Origin of the sequence: Pigmentiphaga sp. GD03639 (assembly GCF_029845405.1) — a bacterium.
In the GTDB taxonomy this organism is placed as follows: Bacteria; Pseudomonadota; Gammaproteobacteria; order Burkholderiales; family Burkholderiaceae_B; genus Pigmentiphaga; species Pigmentiphaga daeguensis.
The window spans coordinates 73,279-89,560 of record NZ_JAOCLR010000011.1 but is presented as its reverse complement, the minus strand read 5'-3'; the positions used below and the strand labels follow the sequence as shown (position 1 = coordinate 89,560).

Genomic DNA, 16,282 nt, shown 5'->3' with positions numbered 1-16,282 from the left:
TTCTTCCTCAGTCCGTGGCCAGCCCATACAGCGCGGCGATGGTGCGCCTGGCGACCACCCGCACCATGGCGCGGCGGAATTCGTCCGAACCGCGCGCGTCGGAAACGGGCTGGATGTCGGCCGCGACGATGTCCGCGGCCTCGGCGGCCACCTCGGGCGTGATGGTCTTGCCGGCCAGGAAGTGCTCCGCCCGGGGCACGCGGCAGGGAATGGGCGTGGACGCGCCCACCGCCAGGACGGCTTCGCGGCAGGCGCCGCCGCTGCGGCGCGTGGCCAGCGACAGGCCGATCAGCGGCCGGTGCTCGGCGGCGGTGCGCAGGAAGCGGGTGTACAGGCCGGAGAAATCGGCGGGCGGCGCCGGCACGCGGATCTCGACGACGATCTCGTCGGGTTCGATGGCGGTGACGTAGTAGTCCACCAGGAATTCCTCGATGGACAGCTCCCGCTGGCCGCGCGCGCTGCCCAGGACAACGCGCGCACCCAGCGACATCAGGCAGGTGGGCGGATCGGTGGACGGATCGGCATAGCAGAGGTTGCCGCCCAGCGTGCCCTGGTTGCGCACCTGGGGATTGGCGACCTGGGCCGCCATGGCCGCCAGCATGGGATAGTGCTGCTTCACGACGGCCGAATCGGCCACGTCCGTGTGGCGCACCAGCGCGCCTATGCGCAGGCCATCCACGGGATCGAAGCGGATCCCGCGCAAGGCCTCGATGCGCGCGACCGAGACGATGTGCGAGGGCACCAGCATGCGCTGGCGCATGGCCAGCATCAGCGCCGTGCCGCCGGCCATGACCCGGCAGTCCTCGCCCAGGTCCGCCAGCATGCGGCTGGCCTCGGCCACCGATGCCGGCTCGAGGAAATCGAAATCACGCATGGCGGGAGCCTCCTTGTTCCTGTTCGCGCGCCTGGCGCAGGGCGCGCAGGCCCGCCAGCACCTTCTCGGGCGTGATCGGCAGGTCCGTGATGCGCACGCCGATGGCGTCGTAGACCGCGTTGGCGATGGCCGGCGCGCCCGGCAGGATGGCCGTCTCGCTCGCGCCCTTGGCCCCGTAGGGTCCGTTGGGATCGTTGGACTCCACGATGCCCGAGCGCAGCAGCGGGATGGAATCGGCGGTGGGCATGTTGTAGTCGGCGAAATTGCCGTTGGCCAGCCGGCCGTTCTCCAGCTGCAATTGCTCGTACAGCGCCCAGCCCATGGCCTGCGCCGCCGCGCCGTTGCTCTGGCCGTGGACGGCCAGCGGGTTGAAGGCCTTGCCGCAGTCGTCCGACACATAGGAATCCAGCACCGTGACCCGGCCGGTCTCGGTGTCGACCTCAACCTCGACGGCCTGCGCCGCGTACGAATGCGCCGGCGCGATGTTGCCGTGGACGTCGCCGTGCATGACGGTCTTGGCATCCCAGGTGGCGCTGACCTGCAGGCCTTCGCCGTCGTGGCGCCAGATGTGCAGCCTGGCGATTTCGGCGATGGAGGCGCGCTTGCCGGGCGCGTTCCGGGAAAGGATGAAGCCGTCCGCGATCTCCAGGTCGTCGGCCGGGACCTCCAGCTTCGTGGCGGCAAGCCCGATCAGCGCCTCGCGTGCCTTGCGTGCGGCCAGAATGGCCGCATTGCCCGCCGCGATCGTCACGCGCGAGGCCAGCGAGCCGATGGCGTACGGCGAAATGTCGGTATCCGGCGCGACCACGTGCACGTGGTCCAGGGGGATGTTCAACTCATGGGCGACGACCTGGCTCAGCATGGTCATGGCGCCCTGCCCCATGTCGCATTCGCCGCTGTGGATCACCGCGCGGCCGTCCTCGTTGATCTTGACGATCACCGTCGAGCCGTCCCAGTTGCCGATGGTGCGGTTTCCGCTGACGTGCATCGCGGCGGCCATGCCGACGCCGCGAGGCCTGGAGCCCCTGGCCTGATTACCCTTGCCGGCGCGCTTGGCCTTCCACTGGATGGCGTCGATGCACTGGTCTATGCATTCTCGCAAACCAGTGCTGCCTATCTTCCAGCCATGTATCGAGGTGTCCCCCGCCTCGTGCGCGTTGAGCTTGTGGATCTCCACCGGATCCAGTCCCAGTTGCTCAGCCATCATATGGATGTGGCTGTTGAGCGCGAACTGCATCTGCGCGCCGCCGAAGCCTCGGAACGCGCCATGCGGCGGGTTGTTGGTATAGACCAGCGTCGCATGCGATCGCACGTTCTCCAGGCGATGCATATTGTCGCTTCGCATGGCCGTCACGTGCATCACCTCGGCCGACAGGCCGCTGTATGCGCCGCATTCGGCAACGATGCGCACGTCCTTGGCGACGATGCGGCCGTCCCTGGCCATGCCCAGCTTCAACGTGATGCGCTCGGGCACGCTGGAACAGCAGGCCAGGAAGTCCTCCAGGCGGTTATTCACCACCCGCACGGGCCGGCCGGTCTTGACCGCCAGCAGGCCGGCGATCAGATTGTTGGCATCCTCAACCATCTTCCCGCCGAAGCCGCCCCCGGTCGTGGCCTGCATGACACGGATGTCCGAGACGGGCATCTCGAGCGCCGCCGCCAGGCGCATCCGCGCCTGGAATATGGATTGCGTGGAGGTCCATACCTGGAGGCGTCCATCCGGATCGATGGTCGCCACCGTCGCCATGGGTTCGAGATACCCGGGGTACTGGGCATGGCAGTCGTATGTCGCCTCGTAGACGAGATCCGCCTTGGCGAACCCCGCATCCACGTCGCCAAGATGAAACTTGATCTCGTGCGAAACATTGTTGCGGCCGGGATGCACGCCGGGCGCTTCTTCATCCAACGCCTCCTCGGGCGTCAGGATGGCCGGCAGTTCCTCGTACTTGACCAAGATCAGGTCAAGGGCATCGCGCGCGATCTCCTCGGTCGTGGCCGCGACCGCGGCCACTTCTTCCCCGGCGAAGCGCACGACGCCCTCGGCCAGGATGCGCCGCTCCTTGTGATGCACCCCCCACATGGCGCGCGGCGCATCCGCGCCCGTCAGCACCGCCTTGACGCCCGGCAGCGCAAGCGCCGCCGAAGTGTCGATGCGAACGATGCGCGCATGCGGATAGGGACTGCGCAGCACCTTGCCATGCAGCATCCCGGCGACCTTCACATCGCCGGCATATTGCGCGCGCCCCAACACCTTGGAACGCGCATTGACCTGGGGAATGGCCTTGCCCAGCGTGGATGCGTTCATCCTGAACTCCTGTTGCTCGGTCCCTGCATGGCGGGCTTACTGCGCCTTGATGCCCAGGGACTTGATGATGCCGCCCACCACTTCATACTCGCGTGCATTGGTGCGGCCGAGTTCGGCGGGTTCGCCGCCGTGCGGAAATGCGCCGTAGGTGGCCAGCTTCTGGATCACGTCCTGCTGCTTCAGGATCTCGTTCAGGTGGCCGTTCAGCAGCTTGACGGCATCGGCGGGCGTGCCCTTGGGCGCGAAGAAACCGTTCCACGATCCCACCACGATGTCCTTGTAGCCGGACTCGACCAGGGTCGGGATATTGGGCGCGAGCGGCGACCGCTTGGCATCGCCGATGGCCAGCGGCACCAGGCGGCCGGTGGCGAAGTACTGCGAGACCGGGCCCAGCGTGACCCAGGCGGTATCGACATGGCCGGCGACGACGTCGGTCACCGACGGTCCCACGCCGCGGTACGGCACGTGCTGGATGGATACCTTGGCCTCGCGGTTGAGCCATTCGGCGATCACGTGCATGGGCGAGCCCGCGCCCGGGGTGGCGTAGGACACCGTCTTGCCGGATTTCGCGGCATCGATCATGTCCTTCACCGTCTTGAAGCCGGTCTTGGGATTGGCCACCAGCACCAGCGGCTGCACGGCGGTCTGGTTGATGGGCTCGAAGCCGTTCAGCACGTCGTAGCTCTGGGCGGGCGACAGGCCCAGCACCATGGGCGCGGTGGTGAACGGATTGGGCGTGAACAGCAGCGTGTAGCCGTCGGGCGCGGCACGTCCGACATAGCCGTTGCCCACCGTGCCGCCGGCGCCGCCCTTGTTCTCGACGATGACCGACTGCTTCAGGCGCTCGCCCAGCTTTTCGGCGAACAGGCGCGCGATGGCGTCGGTGTCGCCGCCCGGCGGATACGACACGATGACGGTGATCGGCTTGGCGGGATAGCCGGCCGCCTGGGCGACGCCCAGGCCGGCACAGCAGGTGGTGATCGCCATGGCGGCGGCAAGCATCTGGCGGCGATAGAGATTCATCACTGGCTCCGAAAGGGACGATCGGGTACGGATAGATATAAACACCGATTCACTAGTGAAACATCTGTTCACCCAGGAAACGCGATCATCCACTTTTCTTGTTGATGCATCAACACTAAGATTGTACCGATTGACAAGCCGGAACAAAATTCCCTTGGATTTCGAAATATTCATTCAGACATAACGTCCAGGGCACTATGAAATAATCCTCCGTCCCACGCCGGCCCCCCTCTCGCCAACCAGCTCATCCATGCCCCCGAAAAAAAAGTCCCCCCCGCGTACCCCGTCCACCGGCGGCGACCCCTGGACGGACATCGACGAACAGGGCACCGGCCTGTCCGTGGACGACTTCATCACCACGCTGGTGGTCCGCACCGGCAACTCGCTGCGCCGGGTCGTGACCCTGCCCTATTCCGACCAGTTCGGATTGACCATGGCCGAATGGCGCATGCTGTCGGTGGTGGCCGAGGCGCAATGCCTGCCCTTCTCGGAACTGGTCACACGGTCGGAAACCGACAAATCGCTGGTCAGCCGCGCCATGCGCCTGCTGGAGACGCGCGGCCTCGTCATCCTCGAACCGGTGGCCGGCTCGCCGCGCCGGGGGCTGACCTGCCGGCTTTCGGCCGATGGCCAGGCGCTGTACAACCGCGCCATGCCGGTCGCCCAGCGCGCCCAGGCCGCCATGATCCGCGTGCTCGACAACGAAGAACGGCAGGTGCTGTACCGGACGCTGCACAAGCTGCGGCGCGCCTGCCATGACGAGGAAGGCCCGCCCGACCAGGACTGACCCCGGCGGCGCCCGGACACACCGCGTAGAATTCGGCCGGTCATCCGTTTTTTCCAGGAGCCGGTCTTGCTGCGCATCGTTTCCATCAACCTCAACGGTATCCGTTCGGCTTCCCGCAAGGGCTTCTTCCCCTGGCTCGGCGCAACCGGCGCCGACGTCGTCTGCCTGCAGGAACTGAAGGCCCAGGACGCCGACCTGACCGACGACATGCGCCACCCGCCGGGCTACGAAGGGCATTTCTTCCCGGCCCAGAAAAAGGGCTACAGCGGCGTGGGCGCCTACGTGAAACGCGCCTGCGAATCGGTCATCAGCGGCTTCGACAAGGAAGAATTCGACGCCGAAGGCCGCATCCTGCGCATCGACTGGCCCGGCCTGTCCGTGGTCAGCGCCTACCTGCCCTCGGGCAGCAGCGGCGACGAGCGCCAGCAGGCCAAATACCGCTTCCTGGACCGCTTCGCGCCCTGGCTCTCGGGCCTGATGGCCGAACACCGCGACACCGGCCGCGAGTTCGTCATCTGCGGCGACTGGAACATCGCGCACCAGGAAATCGACCTGAAGAACTGGAAAAGCAACCAGAAGAACAGCGGTTTCCTGCCCGAGGAACGCGCCTGGCTGACCAAGGTGTTCGACGAGATCGGCTGGGTGGACGTGTACCGCCGGCTGCATCCGGAGACCACCGGCGAGGCCTATACCTGGTGGAGCAACCGGGGCCAGGCCTGGGCCAAGAACGTGGGGTGGCGCATCGACTACCAGATCGCCACGCCGGGCATCGCCGGCACGGCGAAGGCGGCGGCCATCTACAAGGAAGAGCGGTTCTCCGACCACGCGCCGCTGACGGTCGACTACGACTGGAAGCTGGCCTGAGCCTCAGTCTATGGTCGCCCCGGACAACTTGACCGCCTCGGCCCACATCGCCCGCTCCTGCTTGACCTTGGCGGCGAAGGCCTGGGGGCCCAGGAACTCGGGCTCGACGCCCAGTTGCCGCAGCTTGCCGGCAACCTCGGGCCGCGCCAGGGCCTTCTCGGCCTCCGCCGCCAGGCGCTCGGCGATGCCCGCGGGTACGCCGGCGGGCAGGTAGAAGCCCAGGTAGGACGACGGCAGGGCGACGTTCACGCCGGCTTCCGCGAAGGTAGGTACATCGGGCAGGGCCGCCAGCCGTTTCGAGGCCGTCACCGCCACGGGGACGACGCGCTCGCCCTGTACGAAAGGCAGCGTGGGGCCCGCGGCGTCTATGCCCAGTTTCAGCTGGTCGCCCGCGACCGCGGATATCGCCGCCGGGCTGCCCTTGAACGGCACGTGCTGCACGGCCAGGTTCTGGCGCGCCCTGAGCAGCTCCATCGTGAGGTGGACGGTCGTGCCGCTGCCGGGCGATGCGTAGGCGTACTTGCCGGGATGGCGCTTGAGTTCTTCCAGCACGCCGGGCAGCGTCCTGGCCGGGAAGGAAGGGTGGACATAGATCAGGTTGGCGGCGTTGCCGAACTGGGCCAGCGGCGCCAGGTCCTTGTCCACGCTGTAGTCGAGCTTCGTATACATGACGGGGCTGACGGCGGTGTTCACCGCCGCGCCCAGCAGCAGGGTGTAGCCGTCGGCCGGCGCGCGGGCGACCTGCTGCGTGCCGATGTTGCCCGAGGCGCCGGGCTTGTTCTCGACCACGACGGGCTGGCCCAGCGAGGCAGCCATGCCTTCCAGCACCAGCCGCGCGGCCACGTCGATGGCACCGCCCGCGGGAAAGGGGACCACGGCCTTCAGGGGCCGCGCGGGATAGGACTGGGCCGCCGCCGGCTGAAGGGCAGACAGCAGGGCGATGGCGGTCAGACAGGACAATCGGAACATCATGGCATTCTCCCTCGTGAATCGAGACATTCTGGGTGGCGATGCGTTCAGGGCGCCGGGTGCAGGACCCACAAGGCCGGCTCGCCGGCCTCGCAACGGATGGGACGGCCGGTGTCCCCTTCCACCGCGGTCTGAGCGCCGGTGCCAAGGTCCACGCGATAGCCCCGGTAGTGGTCCGGCAGGCTCGGCATCGGTCCCTGCCAGGCCCGGTCGGACGTTTCCGGCAGGGGCAGCAGCAATACCGCGTCGCCCGCGCGGGCCTCGCCCAGCAGGCCATCGGCGGTCTCGTGCCAGTCCAGCACCCGCAGCGGCGGCAGCTCCGACAAGGCGCCGTTCAGGTTGCGCAGCGTCCGGCCGGGCAGGCGCGGATTGCCCCGGCGGTCGATCAGTCCGGCCCTTGGAAAGTAGCCGCGGTCCACGTCACCCAGGGTGTCCAGAAAAACGCGATGGTCGCGGTGGAAGTGGCTGCATAGCGCCGTCTCCAGCACGCGGCAGGTATTGCGCCATTCGTCGTACTGCGCTTGCGCGGGGCTGTCGTCGGCCAGCCGCACGTGCACCTGGGCGCGCAGGCCCCTGCCCTCGGCCGCGGCGGCCGCGCGCGCGATGCCCTCGCGCGCGCAGGTATCGCGGGCGATGCGAAAGACCAGGCCGTCCACCTGCGCGGTGGCGGGCAGGTCGTCGTCGACCGTGAAGCCATGGTCCACCAGCAGCTTGATCTGCTTGCCGTCGCGCGACTCGCCCGAAGCGTTCCAGAAGCGCGACAGGACGAGCGGCACGCCCGCGCGCTCCCGTGCCGCCGCAAGCCGCGCCTCCAGGTCGGGCGCGGGCGGCCATCTCAGGACCAGCTCCAGCCCGTCCAACAGGTGGCGATGCCGGCTCACGACGTCCAGCGCGGCCTCGTCCGGCCAGCCGAAATGGAACACCGCGAAGCGGCAGCCCTGCTCGGCCACCGCTTCCACGCGTGCGCGCGAGCCCGCGTCGAGCAAATCGTCCAGCGGCACGCGCAGCCGGCGCACGCCCATCTCCCACAGCGCCAGGATGGGGTAGTCGTTGCGCGCCCGCTTGCGCCGGAACTCGTCCAGCATGCTGCTGTACGGAATGTCGTACAGCACGGTCCAGCCATGGCGCAGTTCCACGCCCGGCGCGGGCAGTTCGCCGGCCGAGGGAGGCAGGCGCGGCCAGTCGCGCTGCGCGGCCGACCGATCCGATCCGCCGCCGAAGCTGCGGAGAAACTGCGTCACGATCCGCTCTTCATGGACGTCGACCACCATGACCCCCAGCTTGGCGACGTCGTTACGGCCGTTCTCGTTCTCGGGCGGCTGGCCCACGTGCAGCGTTTCCGAATAATCGGCGCGCACGAAGGCGGTGGACGGCATCAGGTAGAAATTCGTGTCCGCGTGGCGGTTCAGGAAGAAGTTGTGGACGTGGCCCGTGAACGCCGCCGCCACCTTGTGGCGCTCGACGACGTCCAGCAGCCAGCTTCGTCCCGGTTCGTCGATGTTGTCGTAATGCCCATTCTCGTCGCGGGTGGCGACGAAGGGCGGATAGTGCATGAACAGAAAGATGCGCTGCCCCGCGTGCGCCGCCAGGTCTGCCTCCAGCCACGCCGCCTGCTCGCGCTCCTGCGGCAGCCCCGAGTTGATGAGCGAGGTGTTGATGACGGCGAAGTGGCAGCCCTGCCGGTCGAAGCCGTAGAAATGTTCCCCGAAATGCCGGCTGTACAGCTCCACGTACTCGGGACGGATGGCGCCCGCCGGCACGTAGTCGGCCTGCTTGTCGCCCACGTCGTGGTTGCCGGGCACCAGATGGACCGGACAGGCCAGCGCCGCCATGGTGGCGCGGAACTGCCGCACGGCCTGCGGATAGGAGACGGCCTCGGGCACCGGATGGATCATGTCCCCCACGTGCACGACGAAGGCCGGCGCCAGCGCGTTGAGCATGGCCACGGTATGCCGCAGCCGCTCATTGGTCAGCCGATGCGACTCGAACGGCGAGATGTTGTCCTGTTCCGAAGGATTGACGTGGCTGTCGGCGATGACGGCGAAGCGAAAGAGAGGGGAAGAAGCCATGTTGCGGGTCGGCCATGAAAGCGAAAGGCCAGTATCCAGCAAGCTTTGGAATTAATAAAATTCATTTTTCTCATCCATGGATTCATGAAAATCATGGTCACGCTCCGTCAGCTCCACGCGCTCGCGACCCTGGCCAACACCGGCAGCTTCACCGCGACGGCCGATGCGCTGGCGCTGACGCAGTCCGCCGTCAGCGTGACGATCAAGGAACTCGAACAACAGGTGGGCGTGGAGCTGGTGGAGCGGGGGCGCACGGTACGCCTAACGGCGGCGGGCAAGACCTTGTGCGAAACCGCCAACCGCGTGCTGGCCGACATTCATCGCACGGTGGCCGGGCTGCGCAGCGTTGGGGAACTGCAAGGTGGCCGCATCCGCGTCGCGGTGGGGCCGCTGACCGCGGCCACTTTCTTCCCGCGCGCGCTGGCACTGTTCCGCGCGCGGCATCCGCTGGTGGCGGTCGACGTGCTGGACGTGCCGGTGGAACAGGCCTCGCAACGGCTGGCGGCCGACGAAGTGGACGTCGCCATCGGCTCGCCCGGCGCCAGCCCGGCCCTGGCCACCGTGCTGCGCACCGAACCGCTGGTGCGCGACCGCATGCACGCGGTGTATGCGCGCGGCAAGGCGCCGCCAGCCCCGGCGGGCGGACGCAGGATGAAATGGCAGGCCTTGCAGCACGCCGAGGTAATCCTGACGGACCGGGTCAGCGGCCAATGGCGCGAGGTCTTTCTACAGTTGTCGCGGGCCGGCGTGGCGCTGAACGCGGTGCAGGAGGTCAGGCTGTACTCGACGGCGCTGGAAATGGTCCGGTGCGGCCTGGGCATGACGCTGCTGCCTGCGTTCGCCGCCCGCCATCTGGATGCGGCGCACTACGACGTGCGCGCCATCGAACACGGCGACACGCGCTGGGAGGTGCACTGGATGATGCGCGCCGCGGCGGCGCCCACGGCGGCCTCGGAAGCGCTGCGGGAGGCCGTCGCCGAGGCGCTGGCTTCCCGCTAAGCCAGTTTCGGCAGCGACCGGTACAGCACGTCCACGCCCGCCATGAAGTCGTCGATCTCCATGGCCTCGGCCGGATTGTGCGAGCCGTTCTCGTTGCGGATGAAGATCATGCCCGAGGGGATGCCGGCGTTGGCGAACAGGGCGGCGTCGTGCCCCGCGCCGCTGGGAATCTTCTCGGCCGGCAAGCCCAGTTCCGCCGAGGTATCCAGCAGCAGTTGCACCAGTTGCGCATCCATGGTGGCCGGAGCCGATTCGATGCGCCGGTCGAACTCGAAGCGCACGCCGCGCTGGCGCGCCACCTCGTCGCATTCGCCCCGCATCACGCGGTAGAACTCCTCCAGCGTCTCGGTGCTTTCGCTGCGCACCTCGAAACTGAAATCGACGCGGCCGGGAATGCGCGAGACGGCATGCTCGGCCGGGTCGGTGCCCATCACGCCCGAGGTCACGACCAGGTCATTGCCCCGTTCCAGCAGCACGCGCCAGTGCTCGTCCAGCCGCATCAGCAGGTCGGACACCGCGAACACCGCGTCGTTGCGCAGCCAGCGCGGCACGGCGCCGGAATGGCCGGGCTCGCCTATGCACCGCACCAGGTTGTGGCGGATGTTGCCGCGTATGCCCGAGACGATGGCCGTGGGCCATTTGCGGGCCACCATCAGCGGTCCTTGCTCGATGTGCAGCTCCAGGTAGGCGCGGACATCCGACACCCAGGGCACCGGCTTGCCGGCGGCGATGCTGTCCACGTCGGCGCCCACGCCGGCCATGGCTTCGGACAGCGTGCGGCCGCTGCGCTTATTGCGCAGCGCCAGGTCGTCCGCCTTGAGCTTGCCCAGGATGGCGCTGGACCCCATGTAGGCCTTGCCGAACCACGCGCTTTCCTCGCCCCGCATGCCGGCGACCCACAGGGGGTGAGCCAGCCGCACGCCCTCGTCCTTGAGCCGCTTCAGGCACAGCAGGCCGGCGACGACGCCGGCCAGGCCATCATAGTTGCCGCCCTGGGGCACCGAGTCCACGTGCGATCCGCACACGATGGGCGCCGGCCCGGCTGCTTCCGGCAGCGAGAACACCACGTTGGCGGCGGGATCGGTCCGCGCGGCGATGCCATGCCTGCCCGCCCACTCGACCAGCGCGTCCAGGGCGGCCGTCTCGGTGGGGCCGTAGCTCTCGCGCGAGACGCCGACGCCATCGAAGCTGAGCAGGCGGATCCGCTCGAACAGATCGATCGCGTCCTGCCGCCCGGGAACGGCCTTGGCACCGGCCATCGTGGTTGCTGCTGTCATGTCGCCCTCAAGCCATCGCCTCGAAAGGCACGAAGCCGGTGTCCTCCACCGCCCCCACCAGTCCTTGCAGGCTGGGCAGGCCCTTGCGCCGGCAGTACTGCACCAGGCCGTCGATCACGTCGATCATGGCCGTGGGATGGATGAAGGTGGCGGTTCCCACCTGCACGGCCTTCGCGCCGGCCAGCATGTATTCGATCGCGTCCTCGGCCGTGGAGATGCCGCCGCAGCCGATGATGGGAATCGAGACCGCGCGGTGGCACTGGTACACCATGCGGACGACGATGGGCTTGATCGCCGGACCCGACATGCCGCCCATGACGTTGCCCAGCTTGGGCCGGCGCGTGTCTATGTCGATCGCCATGCCCAGGATGGTATTGGCCGCCACGATGGCGTCGGCGCCCTCTTCCTGCGCCGCCCGGGCCACGTTGGCGATCTCGCCGGTATTGGGGGTGAGCTTGACCCACAGCGGCAGCGAGGTCGAGGCGCGCAGGGCCTTCACCACCGCGGCGGTGGAGCGGGCATGCATCGCGAAAGCCTTGCCGTCCTCTTCGATGTTGGGACACGAGATGTTGGCCTCGATGGCGGCCACGCCCTCGACCTGCGACAGTTCGGCCGCCAGCCGCGCGAAGCCGTCGTTCGACGGCGCCGAGATGCTGACCACCAGCGGCGGCGAGAACTTCCGGTAGAACGGGATGCTTTCGCGGATGAAATAGTCGGAACCCTTGCTGGGGATGCCGATGGCATTGAGCATGCCGCTGTGCACCTCCGCCACGCGCGGGACCGGATTGCCGGTACGCTTCTCGTGCGTGATGGTCTTGGTGACGAACGCGCCCAGGCGGTTGAAATCGATGGTGTTGGCCAGGCCATCGGCGAACGTGCCCGAGGCCGGCATCACGGGATTGGAGAGGCGCAGTCCACCTACATCCACGGACAGGTCTATCATCACGCCACCTCCGCCAGGGGAAACACGGGACCGTCCCAGCAGACGCGCTTGCTGACCAGCTTGTCGCCTTCGCGGAAGGCGCGCACGCAGCAATAGCACATGCCGATGCCGCAGGCCATCTGCTGCTCCATCGCCACTTCGCCCGGCACGGACAACTCGGCGCCCAGGCGCTGCATCAGCAGGGTCAGGCGCGACGAACCACAGGTATAGAACGCATCGGCGCGGCCGGCGGCATGCAGCTCGCGCAGCAGGCGCTCGACGTTCTCGACCGAGCTGGTGCCGGCTTCGTCGGTGACTTCGACGATGGTCGCCCCGATGGCCGCGAAGCGGTCCTGCGACATCAGGCTGGCCGCATCGCGCGCACTGAGGATGGCCGTCACGCCCACGCCCGCGGCAGCCGCCAGCTCGGCCAGGGGCGCCAGTGTCGCGAGCCCGACGCCGCGGCCCAGCACGACGATGTTGCGGGCGCCCGCGGGCAGCGTGAACCCCACGCCCAGCGGCCCCAGCATCGGCAGCTTGTCGCCCGCCTCGAGCGTGGCCAGCCCGCGCGTGCCCGCGCCGGTGACCTTGTACAGGAACTCCACCCGCCCCGTGGCCGGATCGGCCCGGTAGGTGCTCATGGGCCGGCGAAAGAACGGCGAATCCTGCTCGGTGGAAGGACACAGCAGATGAAAGAACTGCCCCGCCTTCGCCCCGGCCGCCGGCAACCCGGCATCCAGCACCAGGTGTTTGTAGTCCCGGTTGATCCATGCATTGCTGATCACCACGCCCTGCGTATCCGGCGCGGCAGGTCCGGCGCAACACCCGACATGCGATTCGGACGACAAAACTTCCATTCTGATTCCTCTGCGCTGCAAACTCCCCAGCGCTCGATAACTACCAACCTTGGGCACCGCGGATCCGGCTCCGCCGGTCCGCTGGTGCCGCCCCCTGGGGGGCGCGCGTCAGCGCGTAGGGGGGGGCTTTACTCCAGTGCAGCGCCCTTGCGTTCCGGGATCAGGAACAGCGTGGCGATGATGTCCAGCACATAGATCGACGCCAACAGCGCGATCGCATGGCTGAACGAGTACTTCGCGGCCACCGCGCCCACGGCCAGCGGCCCGAAGCCGCCCACCGCACGGCCGATGTTGAACAGCACGTTCTGTGCCGTCGCCCGCGCCTGCGTCGGATACAGCTCCGAGATCAGGGCGCCGTAGCCACCCAGCATGCCATTGACGAACATGCCCATGATGGCGCCGCCGATCAGCAGGGCATACTGCGACTCGAGCTGCGAATAGGCCAGTACCGACAAGACCGCGCCCACCTGGTAGAGCAGGAAGATGGGGCGGCGGCCGATGCGGTCGGCAAGCTGGCCGAACAGCCAGATGCCGAAGGCCATGCCGATGATGGTGATGGCCGTCCAGCCCGCCGACTTGGTCAGCGAGTAGCCGAACTGCTTGCTGAGGTACGACGGCATCCAGATCATCACGCCGTAGTACCCGAAGTTCTGCACCGAGGTCAGGATGACCACGCCCAGGCTGGCCCGCGTGGTCTTGGCATCCGCCACGAGCAGCTTGAACGAGTTCTCCTTCGGCGCCGTGGATTTCTGGCTCTCGATGAAGATCTTCGGTTCGCCGATGAAGTGGCGGATGACGAAGGCCACGACCGCCGGCAGCACGCCGATGGCGAACATGCCGCGCCAGCCGACGAGGGGCAGCAGGATGGGCGTGACCAGCGCCGCGGCCAGCACGCCCGCCTGCCAGCCCAGGCCGACGTAGGAGCTCATGCGGGCGCGCTGCTCGGGACGGCAGGCCTCGGCGGCCAGCGCCATGCCGATGCCGAATTCACCGCCCAGGCCCAGGCCGGCGATGGTGCGGTACGCCAGCAGGTCCCAGTAGCCCTGGGCCAGCGCGCACAGGCCGGTGAAGACCGCGAACAGCAGGATGGTCCAGTTCAGCACGCGCACGCGGCCGTACTTGTCGCTGAGCCAGCCGAACACGATGCCGCCGACCACGGCACCCACCAGCGTCCAGGTCACCAGGGACCCCGCCTGGGTGCTGGTCAGCCCCAGGTCGGACGAGATCGCCGCCAGGATGAAGCCCAGGATGAGAAGGTCGAATCCGTCGAGGGCATAGCCCACCGTCGACGCGATGACGGCCTTGCGGGCGTAGTCTTCGCCCTCGTTCGCCTTGCCTGCGGGGATATCCCCGGGGCTCGCGGCGTATTTGTCTGCCATTTCCTATCTCCGAAAGGAAGAGGTATCAATCGATCAAAAAGTGCTGCCAGGCGGCGACGCTGCCTCCCGCCGACGCCGCCCCCTGGAGGAGACGGCCCGTGTCGGACATGCTTGTGGCATGGAGCAGGCAAAAACCATTTACGCCGAAAGTCTTTTTTTTTAGACTAAGACACTTTTTCTTACCTTTCAAGCGAAATTTCACTAAGCTGATAAGGTAAATCCCGATGTTGCCCGGCGCGCACGATATTAGTGCAAACCCGCACTGATACTGGGCATCGGAGGGTGTACCGCTCGATTTCGGGGCGGAGCTCAAGCGTGGTTCGACATTCAGGATTCTCATTTTTTAGACTTGCTTCGATGAACACTACTTCCAGAACGCGCGCCGTCGATTTCCACGCCATCGGGGAAAGGCTGCGCGCCTACCGGATAGGCGCCTCCCTGCGGGCCGAGGACATCGCGGCCCAGCTGGGGGTGTCGCGGGCGGCGGTGTACCGCATGGAGAAGGGCGAGATCGTCAAGATCGAGACGCTGGAGCGGCTGGCCCACATCCTGGACACGTCGCTGGCGTCGCTGCTGGGCGTGGGGGCGGAGTACTACACCTCCCCGGTGGCGTACATCGAACGCATGCGCCAGCTCGAGACCGACGCCACGCGCATCATGGCCCATTTCGAGCCCATCTCCTTCCTGCTGACCTCCGACGAATACGGCGGCTACCTGGAACAGATGCTGCACGAGGCCCATCCCGGCATCGAATCCGAGCGCATGCAGGCCCTGATGAAGATCCTGGGCGAGCGCAAACGGGCCTACGCCCGGCGCCGCCCGCCCATCATCAGCCTGATCGGGCTGCGCGAGATCGAACGCTTCGTCCACTTCGGGCTGGTGGGCCGCATCGACCTGCCGCCCTCGGTGCGCATGGAGCGGTCGCTGGCGGCGCGGCGCGAGGTCGAGCGGATCATCGATCTATTGCGCGAGCACCCGATGGACATGCAGATCGGCATCGTCGACGACAGCATGCCCAACGCCACCTTCCAGGTATTCGAGCGGCCCAGCGCCTCGTTCGTGGCGGTCAGCCCGTTCCGCTTCGGCGAGCTGCCCAACGTCGCCACCGGCATCGCCCAGGTCACCTCGGCGCCCGAAGCGGTCGAGCTTTATACGAAAATGGTGGAAAACCTATGGGAACGCGCCTACAAAGGGCAACAGGCGGCGGAACTTCTGAGCAGCATGCTGAAGGTGGTCTGACCCCGCGTCGTTCGCCCCCACACATGGAACAGTGAAATGGAAGAAACCTCTATCGGCTCGACGGTGGCGCAGTTGCTGCTGGAATCGGGGGCGGTGCACGTCAGCTCGGGCAAGCCGTTCATCCTGCGCTCGGGCTGGGCCAGTCCGGTGTACGTGGACGTGCGGCGGCTGATCTCGTCGGTGGCCGGACGCAAGGTGCTGGTGGACGCGGCGCAGGCGGTGGTACGGCACCGCATCGGCGTGCAGGACATCGATGCCATCGCCGGCGCCGAAACGGCCGGCGTGCCGTATGCCGCATGGCTGGCCGACCGGCTGTCGCTGCCGCTGCTGATCGTGCGCAAGAAGCCGCTGGGCTTCGGCCGCAACGCGCAGATCGAGGGCATGGCGCAGGCCGGCGCGCGGGTACTACTGGTGGATGACCTGACCACCGACGGCCAGAGCAAGCGCAACTTCTGCAAGGCGGTGCGCGATTCGGGCCTGGAGCTGGCCCACGTCCTGAGCATCTTCTATTACGATACGTTTGTCGAAAGCCGGCGTACCATGGAAGAAATCGGTGTCACGATGCATGCGCTGGCCACCTGGCAGGACATCATCGCGCAGGCCAGGACGGGCACGGTCCTGACCGCCGCCGACATCGAAAAAGTAGAAGGATTCCTGCTCCATACTTCCGAATGGTCCAAGGCCCACGGCGGCATCTCCCGCCTTCCGTGACTTTTAT

At 67.4% G+C, this 16,282-nt stretch carries 14 protein-coding genes; 5 read left to right on the top strand and 9 right to left on the bottom strand.

The window, feature by feature from the left end; translation table 11 throughout:
* Positions 1-7: 7 nt before the first annotated feature.
* The 3 genes from N5K27_RS14125 to N5K27_RS14115 are packed head-to-tail and all read right to left on the bottom strand — an operon-like array spanning position 8 to position 4,202.
* Positions 8-874, bottom strand: a complete 867-nt coding sequence (locus tag N5K27_RS14125; protein WP_279817197.1) for a xanthine dehydrogenase family protein subunit M — start codon at positions 872-874, stop codon at positions 8-10.
* Positions 867-3,179: a xanthine dehydrogenase family protein molybdopterin-binding subunit gene (locus N5K27_RS14120; protein WP_279817196.1), complete on the bottom strand. Its 2,313-nt coding sequence runs from the start codon at positions 3,177-3,179 to the stop codon at positions 867-869. Before N5K27_RS14120 ends, N5K27_RS14125 begins: the two co-directional genes overlap by 8 nt.
* A 36-nt stretch (positions 3,180-3,215) precedes the next feature.
* Positions 3,216-4,202, bottom strand: a complete 987-nt coding sequence (locus N5K27_RS14115) for a tripartite tricarboxylate transporter substrate binding protein (protein WP_087838829.1) — start codon at positions 4,200-4,202, stop codon at positions 3,216-3,218.
* 250 nt (positions 4,203-4,452) lie between these two features.
* Here N5K27_RS14115 and N5K27_RS14110 point away from each other — a divergent pair, with 250 nt between their 5' ends.
* The gene (locus N5K27_RS14110; protein WP_087838830.1) at positions 4,453-4,989 is read left to right on the top strand and encodes a MarR family winged helix-turn-helix transcriptional regulator; all 537 of its coding nucleotides are present in this window, start codon (positions 4,453-4,455) and stop codon (positions 4,987-4,989) included.
* A gap of 66 nt (positions 4,990-5,055) precedes the next feature.
* Entirely contained in the window at positions 5,056-5,853 is a 798-nt protein-coding gene (locus N5K27_RS14105) for an exodeoxyribonuclease III (protein WP_087838831.1), read from the top strand.
* Positions 5,854-5,856: 3 nt separating this feature from the next.
* On the opposite strand, the gene N5K27_RS14100 is transcribed toward N5K27_RS14105, so the two are convergent.
* Both N5K27_RS14100 and N5K27_RS14095 read right to left on the bottom strand, forming a co-directional pair.
* A complete protein-coding gene (locus N5K27_RS14100) occupies positions 5,857-6,825 on the bottom strand; it encodes a tripartite tricarboxylate transporter substrate-binding protein (RefSeq protein ID WP_165963141.1) in 969 nt (322 codons plus the stop codon).
* Positions 6,826-6,869: 44 nt separating this feature from the next.
* The gene (locus tag N5K27_RS14095; RefSeq protein WP_279817195.1) at positions 6,870-8,891 is read right to left on the bottom strand and encodes a metallophosphoesterase; all 2,022 of its coding nucleotides are present in this window, start codon (positions 8,889-8,891) and stop codon (positions 6,870-6,872) included.
* Between the two features lie 93 nt (positions 8,892-8,984).
* On the opposite strand from N5K27_RS14095, the gene N5K27_RS14090 reads away from it, so the two are divergent.
* On the top strand, positions 8,985-9,890 hold the full coding sequence (locus N5K27_RS14090) for a LysR family transcriptional regulator (RefSeq protein WP_279817194.1): 906 nt from the start codon (positions 8,985-8,987) through the stop codon (positions 9,888-9,890).
* Here the strand turns inward: N5K27_RS14090 and N5K27_RS14085 are convergent.
* From N5K27_RS14085 to N5K27_RS14070, 4 genes are all read right to left on the bottom strand, one after another.
* Positions 9,887-11,149 carry a hydantoinase/carbamoylase family amidase gene (locus tag N5K27_RS14085; protein ID WP_279817248.1) on the bottom strand — a complete coding sequence of 421 codons (1,263 nt, stop codon included), beginning with the start codon at positions 11,147-11,149 and terminating at the stop codon, positions 9,887-9,889. The genes N5K27_RS14090 and N5K27_RS14085 overlap by 4 nt on opposite strands.
* 25 nt (positions 11,150-11,174) lie before the next feature.
* Positions 11,175-12,110, bottom strand: a complete 936-nt coding sequence (locus N5K27_RS14080) for a dihydroorotate dehydrogenase (RefSeq protein WP_132979713.1) — start codon at positions 12,108-12,110, stop codon at positions 11,175-11,177.
* Positions 12,110-12,946, bottom strand: a complete 837-nt coding sequence (locus N5K27_RS14075; RefSeq protein ID WP_279817193.1) for a dihydroorotate dehydrogenase electron transfer subunit — start codon at positions 12,944-12,946, stop codon at positions 12,110-12,112. Before N5K27_RS14075 ends, N5K27_RS14080 begins: the two co-directional genes overlap by 1 nt.
* A gap of 128 nt (positions 12,947-13,074) precedes the next feature.
* The gene (locus tag N5K27_RS14070; RefSeq protein WP_087838838.1) at positions 13,075-14,325 is read right to left on the bottom strand and encodes an MFS transporter; all 1,251 of its coding nucleotides are present in this window, start codon (positions 14,323-14,325) and stop codon (positions 13,075-13,077) included.
* 357 nt (positions 14,326-14,682) lie between these two features.
* Between N5K27_RS14070 and N5K27_RS14065 the strand changes: the two genes are divergently transcribed.
* On the top strand, positions 14,683-15,564 hold the full coding sequence (locus N5K27_RS14065) for a helix-turn-helix transcriptional regulator (protein WP_279817192.1): 882 nt from the start codon (positions 14,683-14,685) through the stop codon (positions 15,562-15,564).
* A gap of 36 nt (positions 15,565-15,600) precedes the next feature.
* Positions 15,601-16,275 carry an orotate phosphoribosyltransferase gene (locus N5K27_RS14060; RefSeq protein WP_087838840.1) on the top strand — a complete coding sequence of 225 codons (675 nt, stop codon included), beginning with the start codon at positions 15,601-15,603 and terminating at the stop codon, positions 16,273-16,275.
* Positions 16,276-16,282: the final 7 nt, after the last annotated feature.